The organism is Oscillibacter sp. MSJ-31 (assembly GCF_018918025.1).
Lineage (GTDB): Bacteria > Bacillota > Clostridia > Oscillospirales > Oscillospiraceae > Hominicoprocola.
Genome location: NZ_JAHLPT010000017.1, coordinates 1 through 14,747, shown reverse-complemented (window position 1 = coordinate 14,747; position 14,747 = coordinate 1). Strand labels below are relative to the sequence as shown.

Annotated in this window: 14 protein-coding genes and 1 tRNA gene; 10 read left to right on the top strand and 5 right to left on the bottom strand. The window is 58.3% G+C overall.

All coding sequences use genetic code 11. The features are described from left to right. Positions 1–4: 4 nt before the first annotated feature. From KQI17_RS10370 to KQI17_RS10360, 3 genes are read left to right on the top strand one after another with little or no spacing between them, the layout of a single operon-like run. On the top strand, positions 5–856 hold the full coding sequence (locus KQI17_RS10370) for a decaprenyl-phosphate phosphoribosyltransferase (protein WP_216496141.1): 852 nt from the start codon (positions 5–7) through the stop codon (positions 854–856). 4 nt (positions 857–860) lie between these two features. Next, a complete protein-coding gene (locus KQI17_RS10365) occupies positions 861–1,205 on the top strand; it encodes an EamA/RhaT family transporter (RefSeq protein ID WP_253285783.1) in 345 nt (114 codons plus the stop codon). Next, complete coding sequence (locus tag KQI17_RS10360; RefSeq protein ID WP_216496139.1) at positions 1,202–1,531, top strand: EamA family transporter; 330 nt, start codon at positions 1,202–1,204, stop codon at positions 1,529–1,531. The genes KQI17_RS10365 and KQI17_RS10360 overlap by 4 nt, the downstream gene beginning before the upstream one ends. A gap of 65 nt (positions 1,532–1,596) precedes the next feature. Here the strand turns inward: KQI17_RS10360 and KQI17_RS10355 are convergent, their stop codons facing one another. Further along, a complete protein-coding gene (locus KQI17_RS10355) occupies positions 1,597–2,529 on the bottom strand; it encodes an AEC family transporter (protein ID WP_216496137.1) in 933 nt (310 codons plus the stop codon). A gap of 144 nt (positions 2,530–2,673) precedes the next feature. Between KQI17_RS10355 and KQI17_RS10350 the strand changes: the two genes are divergently transcribed. Both KQI17_RS10350 and KQI17_RS10345 read left to right on the top strand, forming a co-directional pair. After that, entirely contained in the window at positions 2,674–3,600 is a 927-nt protein-coding gene (locus KQI17_RS10350) for a sugar phosphate nucleotidyltransferase (protein WP_216496136.1), read from the top strand. Positions 3,601–3,651: 51 nt separating this feature from the next. Further along, positions 3,652–3,879 carry a hypothetical protein gene (locus KQI17_RS10345; RefSeq protein ID WP_216496134.1) on the top strand — a complete coding sequence of 76 codons (228 nt, stop codon included), beginning with the start codon at positions 3,652–3,654 and terminating at the stop codon, positions 3,877–3,879. A gap of 31 nt (positions 3,880–3,910) precedes the next feature. Here KQI17_RS10345 and KQI17_RS10340 read toward each other — a convergent pair whose 3' ends face one another. Together KQI17_RS10340 and KQI17_RS10335 are read right to left on the bottom strand one after the other, a co-directional pair. Further along, complete coding sequence (locus KQI17_RS10340; protein ID WP_216496132.1) at positions 3,911–6,052, bottom strand: Tex family protein; 2,142 nt, start codon at positions 6,050–6,052, stop codon at positions 3,911–3,913. Between the two features lie 70 nt (positions 6,053–6,122). After that, positions 6,123–7,607, bottom strand: a complete 1,485-nt coding sequence (locus KQI17_RS10335; RefSeq protein ID WP_216496131.1) for a DUF1846 domain-containing protein — start codon at positions 7,605–7,607, stop codon at positions 6,123–6,125. Positions 7,608–7,873: 266 nt separating this feature from the next. Between KQI17_RS10335 and KQI17_RS10330 the strand changes: the two genes are divergently transcribed. Beyond that, positions 7,874–7,949: transfer RNA gene (locus KQI17_RS10330), tRNA-Val, on the top strand. Between the two features lie 77 nt (positions 7,950–8,026). Here KQI17_RS10330 and KQI17_RS10325 read toward each other — a convergent pair. Together KQI17_RS10325 and KQI17_RS10320 are read right to left on the bottom strand one after the other, a co-directional pair. After that, a complete protein-coding gene (locus KQI17_RS10325) occupies positions 8,027–9,205 on the bottom strand; it encodes a tyrosine-type recombinase/integrase (protein WP_253285782.1) in 1,179 nt (392 codons plus the stop codon). Between the two features lie 51 nt (positions 9,206–9,256). Continuing rightward, positions 9,257–10,093, bottom strand: a complete 837-nt coding sequence (locus KQI17_RS10320; protein ID WP_216496128.1) for a DUF6076 domain-containing protein — start codon at positions 10,091–10,093, stop codon at positions 9,257–9,259. A 381-nt stretch (positions 10,094–10,474) separates the two neighbouring features. Between KQI17_RS10320 and KQI17_RS10315 the strand changes: the two genes are divergently transcribed. The 4 genes from KQI17_RS10315 to KQI17_RS10300 form a co-directional block, all read left to right on the top strand. Next, positions 10,475–10,678, top strand: coding sequence for a helix-turn-helix domain-containing protein (locus KQI17_RS10315; RefSeq protein WP_216494525.1), 204 nt, complete (start codon positions 10,475–10,477; stop codon positions 10,676–10,678). Further along, entirely contained in the window at positions 10,668–11,777 is a 1,110-nt protein-coding gene (locus KQI17_RS10310) for an AAA family ATPase (RefSeq protein ID WP_216496126.1), read from the top strand. Before KQI17_RS10315 ends, KQI17_RS10310 begins: the two co-directional genes overlap by 11 nt. Before the next feature lie 366 nt (positions 11,778–12,143). After that, the gene (gene nhaC / locus KQI17_RS10305; RefSeq protein WP_216496124.1) at positions 12,144–13,640 is read left to right on the top strand and encodes a Na+/H+ antiporter NhaC; all 1,497 of its coding nucleotides are present in this window, start codon (positions 12,144–12,146) and stop codon (positions 13,638–13,640) included. Positions 13,641–14,033: 393 nt separating this feature from the next. Then, the coding region (locus tag KQI17_RS10300; protein WP_216496122.1) for an aminotransferase class I/II-fold pyridoxal phosphate-dependent enzyme at positions 14,034–14,747 on the top strand (714 nt) is incomplete at its 3' end.

The window sequence follows — 14,747 nt, the reverse complement described above, 5'->3', positions numbered from 1 at the left end:
GCGCATGAAAAACTACCTTCGCCTGCTGCGCCCCAAGCACTATGTGAAAAATGTTCTCGTGCTGCTGCCGCTTTTTTTCAGCGGACGGTTTTTTGAGCGCATGCCGCTATGCGTGGGGCTGCTCGGCTTTGCGGCGTTCTGCCTGCTCTCCTCGCTCGTCTACATCGTCAATGACCTGCGCGACGCGCCCGCCGACCGCCTGCACCCGACCAAGTGCCGCCGTCCCATCGCCAGCGGCGCGGTGGGCGTTCCCTCGGCCCTCGCGCTTGCCGCCGCGCTCGGCGCGGCAGTGCTGCTCCTCGGTATCCTCGCGCGCTTTCCGGCAGGCAGTTGGCTTTGCATGGGCGTGTATCTGCTCGTCAACCTCGGTTACAGCTTTGGGTTGAAAAATCTCCCCATCCTCGATGTGGCGCTGCTGGTCTCCGGCTTTTTGCTGCGCGTTCTCTTCGGCGCGTCGGTCACAGGCATCACGATCTCCAACTGGCTCTACCTCACCGTCGTGTCCATTTCCTTCTACCTCGCGCTCGGCAAGCGTCGCGGCGAGCTGCGCCGGCAGAGCGACACCGCGCGGCTCGTGCTGCGCTATTATAACGATGCCTTTCTCAGCCGCAACATGAGCAGCTGTCTGACGCTCGCGGTCGTGTTCTACTCGCTTTGGAGCGTGGACGAAGCCAACGCCGGCACTCACCTTGTCTGGACAGTGCCGCTCGTTCTCTGCCTGTGCCTGAAATACTCTCTCACGGTCGAGGGCAACTCGGACGGCGATCCCGTCGAGGTCATCTACGGCGACAAGGTCCTGCTCGTGCTGATCGCGCTTTTTGCCGCCGTGACGACGGCGCTGCTCTATGGGGTATAGCGCGATGGCGGGAGAAAAAAATCTCGCGCGCGGCGTCGCGCTGATGCTGACCTCGTCGCTGATGACCTGCGTAGGCCAGCTTTTGTGGAAGCTCTCGGCGGACGGCTCGCTGCCGCTCCTGCTCGGCGGCTTTGCGCTCTACGGCGCGGGCGCGCTGACCATGATCTTCGCCCTGCGCTGCGGAGAGCTTTCCGTGCTCCACCCGATGCTCGGCGCGGGCTATGTGCTCTCGTTGCTGCTCGGAAGCGTACTTCTGAATGAGCCGCTCTCGTCGACAAAGCTCATCGGTGTGGCCGTCATCGTCGCGGGACTGGTGCTGCTCGCGCGCAGCGGGGAGGGCGGACGATGAACCTTGTGCTCTCCGTTGCGCTCATGACGCTCTGCGGCTCGCTCGGCGCGCTCTTTTTCAAGCGCGGCGCGGCGAATGTGAGCGGTCTGCGCTCGCTCCTTACCTCGCCGCGGCTCTGGCTGGGCGGATGCTGCTACCTCGCCGGCGCGGCGCTGAATATCCTGCTTCTGCGCGGCCACGATTACTCCGTGGTCTATCCGCTCACCTCGCTGACCTATGTGTGGTCGCTCGCCCTCTCCGCCGCGCTGTTGCACGAGCGCGTCACGGCACAAAAGCTCCTCGGCGTCGCGGCGGTCTGCCTCGGCGTATTCCTGCTCACGCGGTAAAGCAAAACGCAAGGGTGCCGAAAACCGGAAGCTTCCGGTTTTCGGCACCCTTTTTCTCTCCGCCCTTACAGCAGCAGCATCAGCACCGGCGTCACCACGAAGCAGGCAAGGGTGGAGATCGCCGCGCCCTGCGCGGCCAGCTGCTCGTCCGCGCCGTATTCCGCCGCGGCGACGACCGTCTGCGTCACGACCGGCATGGCCAACTCCACGACGTATACGCTGCGCACCAGCCCGCCGATGCCGAGCAGCGCGCAGAGGGCTGCGCCCAGCGCCGGAGAGATGACAAAGCGGAAGACCATCATCACGCCGAGCGTGGGTGTCAGGCGCAGGCTGCGCAGCCCGATCTCGTGGATGATGCAGCCCGTCAGCAGCAATGCCAGAGGCGTGACGGTATTGTTGATGTATTTCGCGTAGCTCATCACAAGGCTCGGGAGATGAATGTCCAGTCCGACCAGCAGGAGACTGAGAAAGACGGAAATGACCGTCGGCGCGCGCAGGAATTTCCACACCATTTGCATGGAAAAGCCGCCCGCCTCGCCCGACCAGCGCACCAACGGGATGCCGACGAGCTGCGTAAAGCAGCTGCTGACCAAATAGTAGAGCATGATGTAGGGCGTTGCCACATCGCCGAACAGCTCAACACACATGGCAAGGCCGATGAAGATGGTGTTGCCCATGGCTGCCATCATCACAAAAACGCCGAGCTGGCGATGCGGCAGCCTCATCATGCGCCCGACAAAAAAGCTCAGCACGACGCAGAGCGGAATGATGAGCAGCGGAACGAGCAGCAGACGCGGCGCGGCGAGCACGTCCGCGCGCGTGAGATTCTTCTGCATCCCGTAAACCAGCATGAACGGGATGCCGACCGTCATCAGATAGCGGCTGATAAAGGTCTTGACCTCCGCGGTCATCCAGCCCTTGACCGCGCAGAAGTAGCCGGTCGCCGTCAGCAGCAGGATAATGGTGACGGATGCAACGGCGTGAAGAAAGGTTTCCATAGATATGTACCTCAAAAAATTTTATTTACGCAGACAGTATAGCAGTTCGCCGCCAAAAAACAAGGCTTCGACGGAAAAGAAGTTGAAAACCGAGGGCAAATGGGTTATGATAAAGAAAATTACAGCGCACGAGGAGGAACGGCGATGAAGGCGGCACTGGTCATTATGGCGGCGGGCATGGGCTCGCGCTACGGCGGCAGCAAGCAGGTGGACGGCATCGGTCCCGACGGTGAAATTTTGATGGAATACTCCATCTACGACGCGATCCGCGCGGGCTTTACCAAGGTGGTGTTCATCATCAAGCCCGAAATGCGTGAGCTGGTGGAGACGCTCTGCGGCAGGCGTGTCGCCGGCATGACGGCGGCGGACGGCTCTCCGGTCGAGGTCTGCTATGCCTATCAGGACTTTTCCAGCGTGCCGGCGTTCTATTCCATTCCGGCGGAGCGCACCAAGCCCTTCGGCACGGGGCACGCCGTGCTCTGTGCGCGGAGCTGCGTCAGCGAGCCGTTTATCGTCATCAACGCCGACGATTACTACGGTGTGGACGCCTTCCGCGTGATCTACGAGGAGCTTGGGAGGCTCAAGGCCGAGGGCGAGGCGACCATGGTCGGCTACCGCCTGGATAAGACTGTCAGCGAGCACGGCAGCGTGACGCGCGGCGTGTGCCATGTGACGGACGGGAAGCTCGACCGCGTTGTGGAGACCTTCAAGCTCACAGTATTTCCCGACGGTACCATCCGCGACGTGGACAAAAATCCGGAGGGCGACGTCTACGCGCCCGATACGCCGGTGTCCATGAATTTCTGGGGCTTCACGCCGTGGATCTTCACGAAGCTGGAGGAGTATTTCAACGCCTTTCTCCACGCGCTCCCGGCGGGCGAGCTCAAGAAGGAATGCCTGCTGCCGAGCATGGTCGGCGAGCTGATCGAAAAGGGCGAGCTGCGCGTCAGCGTGCTGCACTCCGACGCGAAATGGTTCGGCATGACCTATCACGAGGATAAGGACGCGGTCGCCGCGGCGCTCAAGGCGCTGCATGACGCGGGCGTGTACCCGCCGACGCTGCACGGATAAAGCATAAAAGGGATCACCTGCGGGCAAGATAGTCCGGAGGTGATCTTTTTTATGAGCAAGGAAAAGAAGGAGCGCAGGCACGATCCTTTTCCCGACGCGCCGTTTGCCGACCCGGTGTTCGGTCAGCCGGAGAGCTGTGCCGACCTGGTGAACAAGTACGGCACCTACAACATTCAGCCGACGGCGGACACGGAGAATGTCTTTCCGCTCATCTCCCACGCCCTGCCCGAGCAGTGGAAGGACATGGCGATCGGAAAGGACGAGTCGGAGCAGGAATAAAAGAAGCGCGCGGCCGTGCCGCGCGCTTTCCTTATTCCTTAGGGACCTGCTTCATGGAGAGAGAAATACGGTGCTTCTTTTCGTCCACGTCGAGCACCACGACCTTCACCACGTCGCCGACGGCGACGGCCTCGCTCGGGTGCTTGATGAACTTATTGCACACCTGCGAAATGTGGACCAGACCGTCCTGATGCACGCCGATATCCACGAACACGCCGAAGTCGATGACGTTGCGCACCGTGCCGGTGAGCACCATGCCGGGCTTTAAGTCCTTGATGTCCAGCACATCCGTGCGCAGGATGGGCGCGGGCAGCTCGTCGCGCGGGTCGCGCCCGGGCTTTGAAAGCTCTTTTGCAATATCGCGCAGCGTCGGCACGCCGACGCCGAGCGCCACGGCGGCCTTTTCCGCGCCGTAGGCATTGAGCCTTGCGGGCAGGTCGCGCGCGTCCTTCGGCGTCGCGCCCAGCAGCTCGAGCAGTCCCTTGGCGGCATTGTAGCTTTCGGGGTGGACTCCGGTGTTGTCGAGCACGTTTTTGCTCTCCGGCACGCGCAGGAAGCCTGCGCATTGCTCGAAGGCCTTGGGGCCGAGCTTGGCGACCTTCAGAAGCTGACGGCGCGTGGTGAACACGCCGTTCTCCTCGCGGAAGGCGACGATGTTCTTGGCGATGGTCCCGTTGAGCCCCGCCACGCGCGTGAGCAGCGAGGGGGAGGCGGTGTTGAGGTCCACGCCGACGGCATTGACGCAGTCCTCGACCACGGCGTTCAGGCTCGCATCCAGCTCCTTTTGCGGCATATCGTGCTGATACTGCCCCACGCCGATGGCCTTGGGGTCGATCTTCACCAGCTCCGCCAGCGGGTCCTGCAATCTTCTGGCGATGGACACGGCGGAGCGGAGGTTGACGTCGAACTGCGGAAATTCCTCCGCGGCGAGCTTGCTTGCGGAGTAGACCGATGCACCTGCCTCGCTCACGATCATGTAGCTGAGGCCTCCGCCGACCTTGTGAATGAGCTCGACGGTCATCTGCTCGGTCTCGCGGCTCGCCGTGCCGTTGCCGATGGCGATGTGCTCCACGCCGTGCTTTTTGACGAGCTGCGCGAGCTTCGTGATGGCTTCGTTCTTCTGCCGTTCGCCGTAGGTGGGGTAGACCACCGTGGTGTCGAGCACCTTGCCGGTCGCGTCAATGACCGCGACCTTGCAGCCGTGGGCATAGCCGGGGTCGAGGCCCATCGTCACATGGCCCTTGACCGGCGGCTGCATCAAAAGCGGCTTGAGGTTGAGAGCGAACATTTTGATCGCGCCCTCACTGGCCTTGTCCGTCAGCGCCGTGCGCATCTCGCGCTCAAGCGAGGGGTAGATCAGGCGGTCGTAAGCGTCCTCGGCGGCGGCCTTAACGAACTCCATCGCGGCGGAGCCCGGCTTCACGACCGCGCGGCGCAGCAGCGGCAGCGCCAGCTCGCGGTCAAGCAGGACGGTCGCGCTGAGCAGTTTCTCCTTCTCGCCGCGGTTGATGGCGAGGATCTGGTGCCCCTGGAGACGGCTGAGCGGCTGCTCAAAATCGTAGTACAGGCGGTAGACGCTGTCCTCCTCCGTCGCGGCGAGAGAGCGGAGCGTGCCGCGCTTTTCCAGCAGCTCGCGCAGCGACCGGCGGATGGCGGCGTCGTCGCTGATCCACTCGGCCACAATGTCGTTTGCGCCCTGTAGGGCATCTGCAACGGTCTCCACGCTCTTTTCCGCGCTGAGATAGTCCGCGGCGGCTTCCTCCGGTCGGGGGCAGTCGCGCTCCTGCGCGAAGAGCAGCGCCGCGAGCGGCTCAAGCCCCTTTTCCTTGGCGACGGTCGCGCGCGTACGGCGCTTGGGCTTGTAGGGACGGTAAAGGTCCTCGACCTCAGCGAGCGTCTGCGCCGCGTCGATGGCGGCGGCAAGCTCGTCGGTCAGCTTCTCCTGCTCGGCGATGCTCGCCTTAACGCTCTCCTTGCGTTCGGTGAGATTACGCAGATAGGCAAGACGCTCCTCGAGCGTGCGCAGGGCGGTGTCGTCCATCGAACCGTGCAGCTCCTTGCGGTAGCGGGCGATGAACGGGATGGTGTTGCCCTCGTCGAGCAGTCTGACGACATTTTCAATGTGCTCGGCGGGACGGTTCAGCTCGCGTGCGAGCTGTTCGATGATGGTCATGGATATTGGCTCCTTGTCGATTCGGTTTTGGGGTGACGAAAAGAGGGATATGCTCCCCCTTTTCGCAGCGTTACTTATGGTACAGCTTTTTGACCTCGTACCTCGGCTCGCAGGTCACATGGATGCCGAGCCGCTTGTAAAGCTTGATGTCCTCCTCCGAGATGATGACGGAGAAGTGCGCGTCGCAGCCGCGCAGACTGCCAAGCTGCTCCTGCGCGAGCTGGGCGATGGGATTCGTCAGCGCCGAGATGCACAGCGCGATAAGCACCTCGTCCGAGTGCAGGCGCGGGTTGTGGTGCCCGAGGCTTTCGATCTTGAGCTTTGAGATCGGCTCAATGACCTGCGCGGAAATAAGGTCGAGCTTGTCGCTCACACCTCCCTGCGCCTTGAGCGCGTTGAGCAGCAGGGAGGCGGAGGCTCCCAGCAGCGAGCTCGTCTTGCCGGTGACCACTCGGCCGTCGGGCAGGACCATCGCGCCGGCGGGCTTGCCGGTCTCCTCGGCCTTTTGCAGCGAGGCGGCGACGGCGGGGCAGATATCCGGCGTGACGCCGGCCTGCTGCATCACAAGCTCCAGCTTGCGCAGCTGACATTCGTCGGCCTCGCCGCGCACGAAGGAGACCTGCGCGGTGTAGTAGCGGCGCAGGATCTCCAGACGGGACGCCTCGCGGCAGACCTCGTCGTCGATGATGCAGTTGCCCGCCATGTTCACGCCCATGTCGGTGGGGGACTGATAGGGGCACTTGCCCTGAATCTTCTCAAACATCGCGCGCAGCACGGGGAAGATCTCCACGTCGCGGTTGTAGTTGACGGTCGTTTTGCCGTAGGCCTCGAGGTGGAACGGGTCGATCATGTTCACATCGTTGAGGTCGGCGGTCGCCGCCTCGTAGGCGAGGTTGACGGGGTGCTTGAGCGGCAGGTTCCAGATGGGGAAGGTCTCAAACTTGGCGTAGCCCGCGGCGACGCCGTGCTTGTGCTCGTGATAGAGCTGGCTCAGACAGGTCGCCATTTTGCCGCTGCCCGGGCCGGGCGCGGTCACGACGACAAGGGAATGGGTGGTCTCGATGTAGTCGTTTTTGCCGAAGCCCTCGTCGCTGACGATATGCGCCACATCGGAGGGATAGCCGGCGATGGGATAGTGGCAGTAGTGCTTCACGCCCAGCGTGTCGAGCCGCCTCAAAAAGGTGTCCGCGGAGCTTTGACCGGCATATTGCGTCACCACGATGCTGCCGACGTACAGCCCAAGCGCGCGGAAGGCGTCCACCAGGCGCAGGCAGTCGTCGTCGTAGCTGATGCCGAGGTCGCCGCGCAGCTTGTTCTTTTCAATGTCGTTCGCGCAGACCGCGATCACGATCTCCACATCGTCGCGTAGCTGCTGGAGCATACGGATCTTGCTGTCGGGCTGAAAGCCGGGCAGCACGCGCGAGGCGTGGTAGTCGTCGAAGAGCTTGCCGCCGAACTCCAGATACAGCTTGCCGCCGAACAGCGAGATGCGCTCGCGGATGTGTTCGGACTGCATGGATAGATATTTGTCGTTGTCAAAACCGAGCTTCCCCATCGAAAGTATACCTCTTTACACAAAATTCAACTTATTATACCCGAGCCCGCACGGCTTGACAAGGAAAGCGCAAAAAGAAAAATAGCAGAAAATGCGGCGCAAATTTCTGCTATTTTCCCATCTTTACAATTTGTTTTTGCCGTCGTATGCTATGAATAGTCTCCCCTGCGGAGGAAGGAACAGCGCCGGAGATAAAAAATTGTCTGCTCCGCGAAAAAAGTGTTGACAAATGAACAGCAGTGCGGTAATATAGTCACGTTCGGTTCGCGCGGTTAGCTCAGCTGGTAGAGCACATGCTTGACGTGCATGGGGTCACAGGTTCGAGTCCTGTACCGCGCACCAGATAAAAAGCCTTGAAACTCAGTAGTTTCAAGGCTTTTTTGCTGCCCTGAAACGCCTTTTACCCTTTATCGTACCCTTTATAAATTGAGAACATTTGTAATGAAGCCTTCCATACGCTGTGCGCTGACCGAGCGCATATCGTCTGTAAAATGACCGTAGACATCAAGGGTGAAAGCGGCGGTCGCGTGACCGAGATTGCTTTGCACAGTTTTGATATCGTCACCGGCACGGATGCAGTTCACGGCGTAGGTATGACGAAGATCGTGTATCCTTGCGTCGGGAAGGCCGATGCGTTTCACGATACGCTTGAAGCTGTCGAAGATTGCACGGTAGGAAACATAGCGTCCAAACTCATTGGTGAACACCAAGCCGCTGTCCTCCCATGCTGGGCCTGCCAGCAATCTCTGTGTGGCTTGCTGCACTTTCTGAGTTTGCAGTAGCTTCATCACATACGGTGCGGGCGTGATGGTACGGCTCTTGTTGTTTTTTGGCGGGGAGAAATAATATGTTCCGCCCTTCCGCTGGCTTCTGCGGAGTTGTTTGTTAATGAGAAGCGTACCCTTTTCAAAATCCACGCAATCCCACATCAATCCGAGCAGCTCGCCTTCGCGCAAGCCGGTGAAGAGGTCAACGGTGAGGGGAATTTCATATCTGCTGCCTTTTAGGAGATTCAAAAGCTGAGCGGCCTGTTGATCGGTCAGCGGATGGATCTCCTTTTTGATAATTTTGGGCAGAACACACGCGGTCGTGGGATTATAGCGGATGTAGTTCAGAAGGACCGCCTGTTGGAGCGCCTTATGCAGTACGCCATGAATGTTCTTGATGGTTTTGGCGTTTAGCGCAGGCTGCCCGTCATGCTCCTGCGAAAGAGAGTTATAAAGGTGCTGGATTGTGTGCGCCTTCAGACTTTCAAGCGGGATATTGCCGAGCGCAGGCCGCAGATACAGCTTGGCCTGTCGCTCGTAGAGGTACGCCGTAGAATCCTTGACACCAATTTGATAATCTGCCAACCATATATCGAGCCATTCATTCACAGTCATTTTGCATGGCTCCTGATAGGATCCGTTGTCGATCTCTGCTGTGATCGCGGTGAGCTTTTGCCTGACCTCCTTCTGCGTCTTGCCGTAGACCGATTTTTGAATTTGCTTTCCCGTTCCGGGGTTGATACCGAGGGTATAGCGAGCTTCCCAAAGTCCATCAGGACGCTGACGGATCGTGCCGCCGCCCTTGGCTCCTTTTGCCTTTCGTGTTGCCAATGTTTCCTCCTTTTCTTCTGAAATCATAAAACGGCCAGTCAGTCCGTTGTTTTATCGCTGCTTGTCTCTGTCGAGCCACGCCACAAAGTCCTCAAGGGACAGCTTTCCTGCCACGCAGGTGTCGCGCTTTTCCCGCGCCTCTGCCGCCCATTTGTCAAATTCCTCGCGTGTCATCAGACCGTAGCGGATACGGGCGTTGTGCGCCTTGTAGGAGCGCTTATACTCCTTGATGGCAGGCTCGCTGAAGATCTTTTTCTCATACAGGCGGACGGAGCCCATCTCCTTGCAAGTCTTCTCCGAGCCGGGGATCACGCGGGAGCAGTATTCCTGTTTGTAATTTCCCACGACGCCGAACAGCTTGCCGCAGAATTTGCAGGCGTGGAAGCGAAGATTTGCCTCCAGATAGCGACAGAGCAGGAAACAGATCAGGTCGCTCACGCCCTCTGTGTTCAACACTTCCGCTGTAATTGCTGTCGGCTCGGAGAATTGTCCGAAGTTTAAGAGATCATCGTAGGGATACGGTACATTGCCGCCGGAATAGACGGCCTCCAAATGCAGCTGGCCATACGAGAGAATAGGAAAGCGAGCTTTATCCTTGGCGCGTTCTGCCAGATACTTTTCCCGCATATCCCTATCCCCATTGTCCTCTGTTTCCAGCACACAATGGGCAATGGCCTTCAGCTTGGGCTGCCATGCGCGGTATTCCTTCATCATGCGCTCAATCTCGTCCGTGTTCAGAGTATTGCCCTTCTCAGCTTCTACTTCCAGCCGTTCCACGGCTGCGGCCATAGGCGCATAGAGCGGGTTATCGCTGAGCCAGAGCTTGGCAAGGTCAAATAGCCCTCGCAAGGACTGCTCGCGCTCCTGCCCTGCATTGATTGCGTCCACGCGTATCTTTACCGCGTTTAGATCGCTCTCAAAGTGCTTCAAATCATCATAGAGGAAGTCAGCGATTGCGGAGCCAAGCGGCGCGTATTTGTGCCAGAGCGGAGAATAGGAATCATTGCTTGTCTCGTTTACGGTACGCAGCTCGAAATATTCTGATTTCTTATCTGTGTACGCACCTACCCATATTTCTTGACGGGGATGCGGATAGCTTTTCCCTGACAGCATGGCGAGCCTCCTAATAGACTGATGAAATGATTTTATAAAAATTCTATTGACAAACAGCATATCAATGGATATACTTCAGTCAACGGGCGACTTAGCGAAACTAATATATATCAAAAAGTCCATTATGTCAAGAACAATTTTTGAAGGAGGTCTTACATGAACAACAACTACGAAAATCTGCCCGCAGTGCTGAACGCCAATCAGCTCGCAGCAGCGTTGGGGATTTCCCGTGCAGGAGCGTATCAGCTCCTCAACACAGGGACTTTTCCCACGCTGCGCATCGGTAAGCGGCTGCTTGTGCCAAAAGACAAGCTCATCGACTGGATCGAGCAGAACACGGGAGGTGGGAATGGCAACTGAAAAAGAAACGACTGCCCCGATTCCATCTGTTGCACCAGATGGGGAGCAGCCGTCCGCGCTTGCACGCACGGACAGTATAACAGCTTTTAAAGAACCACACAAGCGGTTTGGGAAAATTCAGGCCATGACCATGCCGGAGCTGATGGAGACACGCTTTCGTGTCCGTCCGGCGGTCATCGACGGACTGTTGCCGGCGGGGACTTACCTTCTCGCCGGCGCACCGAAGATCGGCAAGTCCTTTCTCGTCTTGCAGATGGCCTATCAGGTGAGCATGGGAGCGCCCTTCCTCGGCTTTTCTTCCCGGCAAGGTACGGTTTTGTATCTTGCCTTAGAAGATACCTACGAGCGATTGCAGAAGCGTCTAGCGCAGATGACGGAGCAGGACAGCGAGCACCTGATCCTCTCCGTTTTCTCTGAAACGCTGGACGAAGGATTGCTTGAGCACCTAACCGACTTTTGGGGAGAGCACGCGGACACGGTGCTTGTTATCATCGACACCCTGCAGCGGGTGCGAGGCCGGACACCGGACAACGGCAGCTATGCCGCCGATTATGACACGCTGGCAAGGCTGAAGGAGTTCTCCGACACCTATGGCGTCACCGTGCTGGTCGTTCATCACACGCGCAAGGAGGGCGCGGAAGATGTGTTCAACACCATCTCCGGCACCAATGGCTTGATGGGCGCGGCAGACGGCACGCTGCTCCTACATAAAGATAAGCGCACAGCCTCGGACGCTGTTTTGGAGGCGGTCGGGCGTGACCAGCCACAGCTCCGACTGCATCTCCGGTTTGCTGCTGCGCATCTGTGCTGGGAACTGCTTGAGGCGGAAACAGAACCTTACAGAGAGCCTCCATGCCCGCTGCTCGAATTTCTTTCCCGGCTGGTAAACGAAGGAAACCCGTCGTGGAACGGCACGGCGACGGAGCTTGCGCAATGTCTCTTTGAGATGGACAGCAGCCGGAGCTTCACGCCCAACTGGATCGTGCGGACGCTGAACGCGCAGCAGGATACACTGCTGCGGAAATACGACATTCGCTATGTTGCCCACCGCACGAGAGAGGGCAAGAGCCTTTCGCTGCGGTGGGACGGTGTACGGTAATGTACGGTATGTACGGTAAAAATGGGAGTGGGGGTATCCCCTCAAAATACCGTACATTATCGGACATACCGTACACGGATAAGGCCATTTTCCGTGCCGTGAGGCAGCGGGAAATGACCGCTTGAGGGAGTCCAGAGGGAACGGCTGGCACACGGACTTTGGAACAAAGTCTAGTGTGTTATACCCATCACGACGGGGGACGGGAGAAATCACGGACTGGCCGCAGCCAGTCCGTGATTTTGACCGGACCGAAAAAGAAGAACGTGAGGTGTCGGTATCGACACCTCACGGGCGCACTTTTTCAGAAAGTCGTGGTGGGTATTCTCCGCTCCCTCGTCTCCAAAATACGACAAAGGAGGTATAGCAATGGCGTATGCCATTTTACGATTTGCCAAGCACAAGGGAGGCGCGTCCAAGGCGCTGAGCGCCCACCACGAGAGGACAAAAGAGATTTACGCCAGCAATCCGGACATTGACAAAAGCCTCACCGTGCAGAACTACCACTTAGTTACACCGCACTGGAGCTATGAGCAGGAGATCTGGCACCGCCTCCAAATGGCGGGGTGCCGTGTGCGAAAAGACAGTGTAAAATTTGTGGACACGCTGGTGACGGTCAGCCCCGAATTTGCGAAGGCGCATGAGTCGGAAATTCAGCCGACCATTATCATGATGCTCGTCGGCGTGATGATCGCTGCATGGATTGCGTGTGGCACGGTTCCGATGATCATTCACTGGGGATTGACCATTATCAATCCGAAGTTCTTCTTGGTCACTGCCTGCTTGATTTGTGCCATCGTCTGTGTTGCAATCGGCAGCTCGTGGTCTGTCGCTGGAACCGTTGGTATCGCTCTTGTCGGTATTGGCGCGGGTCTCGGCGTGAATCCTGCGATGACGGCTGGCGCGATCGTTTCCGGCGCATATCTTGGTGACAAAATGTCGCCCATGTCTGACACGACCAACCTTGCTCCGGCGGTTGCCGAAGGAGACCTTTTCGACCACATTCGATCCATGATGTACACGACTGGTCCTGCCTTTGTGATCAGCCTTGTCATTTACGCGATCCTCGGACTGCGCTACTCTGCTGACAGCGTCAACTCTGAGCTGGTCACCTCTACGCTGCAAGCGATCGAGCAGACCTATCGCATGAACGTCCTCCTGCTGCTTCCCGCGGCCGTCGTCATCGTTATGGCAATCAAAAAGGCGCCTTCTATTCCGACTCTGCTGGTGTCTGCGCTTACTGCGATCATTCTTGCCATCGTTTTCCAAGGCGAATCACTGAGCTCCATCCTCGGTATTCTGGACAGCGGCGTTTACATCGACTCCGGCCTTCCTGAGTTCGACAAGCTGATGAACCGCGGCGGACTGCAGAGCATGCTTTGGACGGCAGCCCTCGGCATTCTCGGAATGCTCTACGGCGCGATTATGGAGCGCACCGGTCTGCTCGCGTCGTTCCTTGAAAAGATGAATCCCTTGGTAAAGACTACGGGCGGACTCATTGCGACCACTATCGTTACCTGCACGATCCTGCTGGCTGCTACGGCCAGTCAAACGCTCGCCATCGTGGTTGGCGGACGTATGTACATCACCGAGTTCAAGAAGAAGAACCTCCTTCCGCAGGTGCTTTCCAGAACGTTGGAGGATAGCGGCACGATCATCTCTCCCCTCATTCCGTGGAGCCTTTGCGGCGCCTATATGGCTGGTACGCTTGGCACGAGCACACTGGAGTATCTGCCGTATGCTTTCTTCTGCTGGCTGTGCCCCATTATTGCGATTATCTATGGCTTTACTGGCAAGTTCGTTTGGAAGACCGGTCAGATCCCCAGTAAGCGCACATATCCTCTGACCGATGAAAGCAACACATAATTACATAGCATATCGTAGTCTTTTATAGCTTCCTTCTGTGAAGCAGCCCTGCACAATGTGTGCAGGGCTGTTCCACAATCTTGCAAACTTGTCATTAAACTGCTCTGCTTTATGGCGACGAGCGGTTGGGTGGGCGCGAAGCGGTGCAGCACCATCTTGTATGAGATGCTTTGTACCGCAAACAGTCACATCCCGCACCGATATTGCCTTAGTGATAACTATGTGGAGCGCAACCTCTTGCTGCCGGAGGAGAACAATGAGTAGTAATAGGTAAAAACAGATAAAAAAGGCAGCATTCGTTTTGTGTTCCCCAAGGCTCCAAAGCCTTGCACTTCCGATGGGCTAAGAGGGCATAGGAACACAAGATTAAAATAAAGAAAGGATCATAAGACAATGAAGTTTTCCAGCAAGGTCGAAAAATGCGGCCAGTCCCCGATGCGTAAGTTCCACCCCTATGCGGTGGCGGCCAAGGCGCGCGGCATCAAGGTCTATCACCTGAACATCGGCCAGCCCGACGTGCAGACCCCTCCCGCCTTTTTTGAAGCCATCCGCAAGTTTGAGCAGCCCGTGCTCGAGTACGCTCCCTCCCCCGGTATCCCCGAGCTGATCGACGCCATCAAGGGCTACTACGATAAGCTCGATATGCACTTCGATAAGAGCGAGATCTACATCACCACCGGCGGCAGTGAGGCGCTTGCCATCACACTCCAGTGCATCCTCGACGACGGCGACGAGATCCTCATCCCCGAGCCGTTCTACCCCAACTATAACACGATGGTGCGCACCTGCGGCGCGTCCATCACCCCCATCCCGACCTGCCCCGAGGAGGGCTATCACTACGCCGAGCGCGCGAAGATCGAGCCGCTCATCAATGCCCACACCCGCGCCATCATGGTCACGAACCCCGGCAATCCCACCGGCGTGGTGCTGACGGACGACGAGATGAAGATGCTCGTTGACCTCGCCAAGAAGCACGATCTGTTCCTCGTCGGCGATGAGGCGTACCGCGAGTTCGTCTACGGCGGCGAGCCGCTGCAGTCCTTCGGCTCCTTTGCCGAGGAAGCGCCGGAGAACATCGTCGTCATCGACACCGTTTCCAAGCGCTTT

What these genes read in the sequence shown, in the direction of transcription:
- KQI17_RS10370 (WP_216496141.1), top strand. Translation starts at nt 5, where the DNA reads ATGAAAAACTACCTTCGCCTGCTGCGCCCCAAGCACTATGTGAAAAAT.
- KQI17_RS10365 (WP_253285783.1), top strand. Translation starts at nt 861, where the DNA reads ATGGCGGGAGAAAAAAATCTCGCGCGCGGCGTCGCGCTGATGCTGACC.
- KQI17_RS10360 (WP_216496139.1), top strand. Translation starts at nt 1,202, where the DNA reads ATGAACCTTGTGCTCTCCGTTGCGCTCATGACGCTCTGCGGCTCGCTC.
- KQI17_RS10355 (WP_216496137.1), bottom strand. Translation starts at nt 2,529, where the DNA reads ATGGAAACCTTTCTTCACGCCGTTGCATCCGTCACCATTATCCTGCTG.
- KQI17_RS10350 (WP_216496136.1), top strand. Translation starts at nt 2,674, where the DNA reads ATGAAGGCGGCACTGGTCATTATGGCGGCGGGCATGGGCTCGCGCTAC.
- KQI17_RS10345 (WP_216496134.1), top strand. Translation starts at nt 3,652, where the DNA reads ATGAGCAAGGAAAAGAAGGAGCGCAGGCACGATCCTTTTCCCGACGCG.
- KQI17_RS10340 (WP_216496132.1), bottom strand. Translation starts at nt 6,052, where the DNA reads ATGACCATCATCGAACAGCTCGCACGCGAGCTGAACCGTCCCGCCGAG.
- KQI17_RS10335 (WP_216496131.1), bottom strand. Translation starts at nt 7,607, where the DNA reads ATGGGGAAGCTCGGTTTTGACAACGACAAATATCTATCCATGCAGTCC.
- KQI17_RS10315 (WP_216494525.1), top strand. Translation starts at nt 10,475, where the DNA reads ATGAACAACAACTACGAAAATCTGCCCGCAGTGCTGAACGCCAATCAG.
- KQI17_RS10310 (WP_216496126.1), top strand. Translation starts at nt 10,668, where the DNA reads ATGGCAACTGAAAAAGAAACGACTGCCCCGATTCCATCTGTTGCACCA.
- nhaC (WP_216496124.1), top strand. Translation starts at nt 12,144, where the DNA reads ATGGCGTATGCCATTTTACGATTTGCCAAGCACAAGGGAGGCGCGTCC.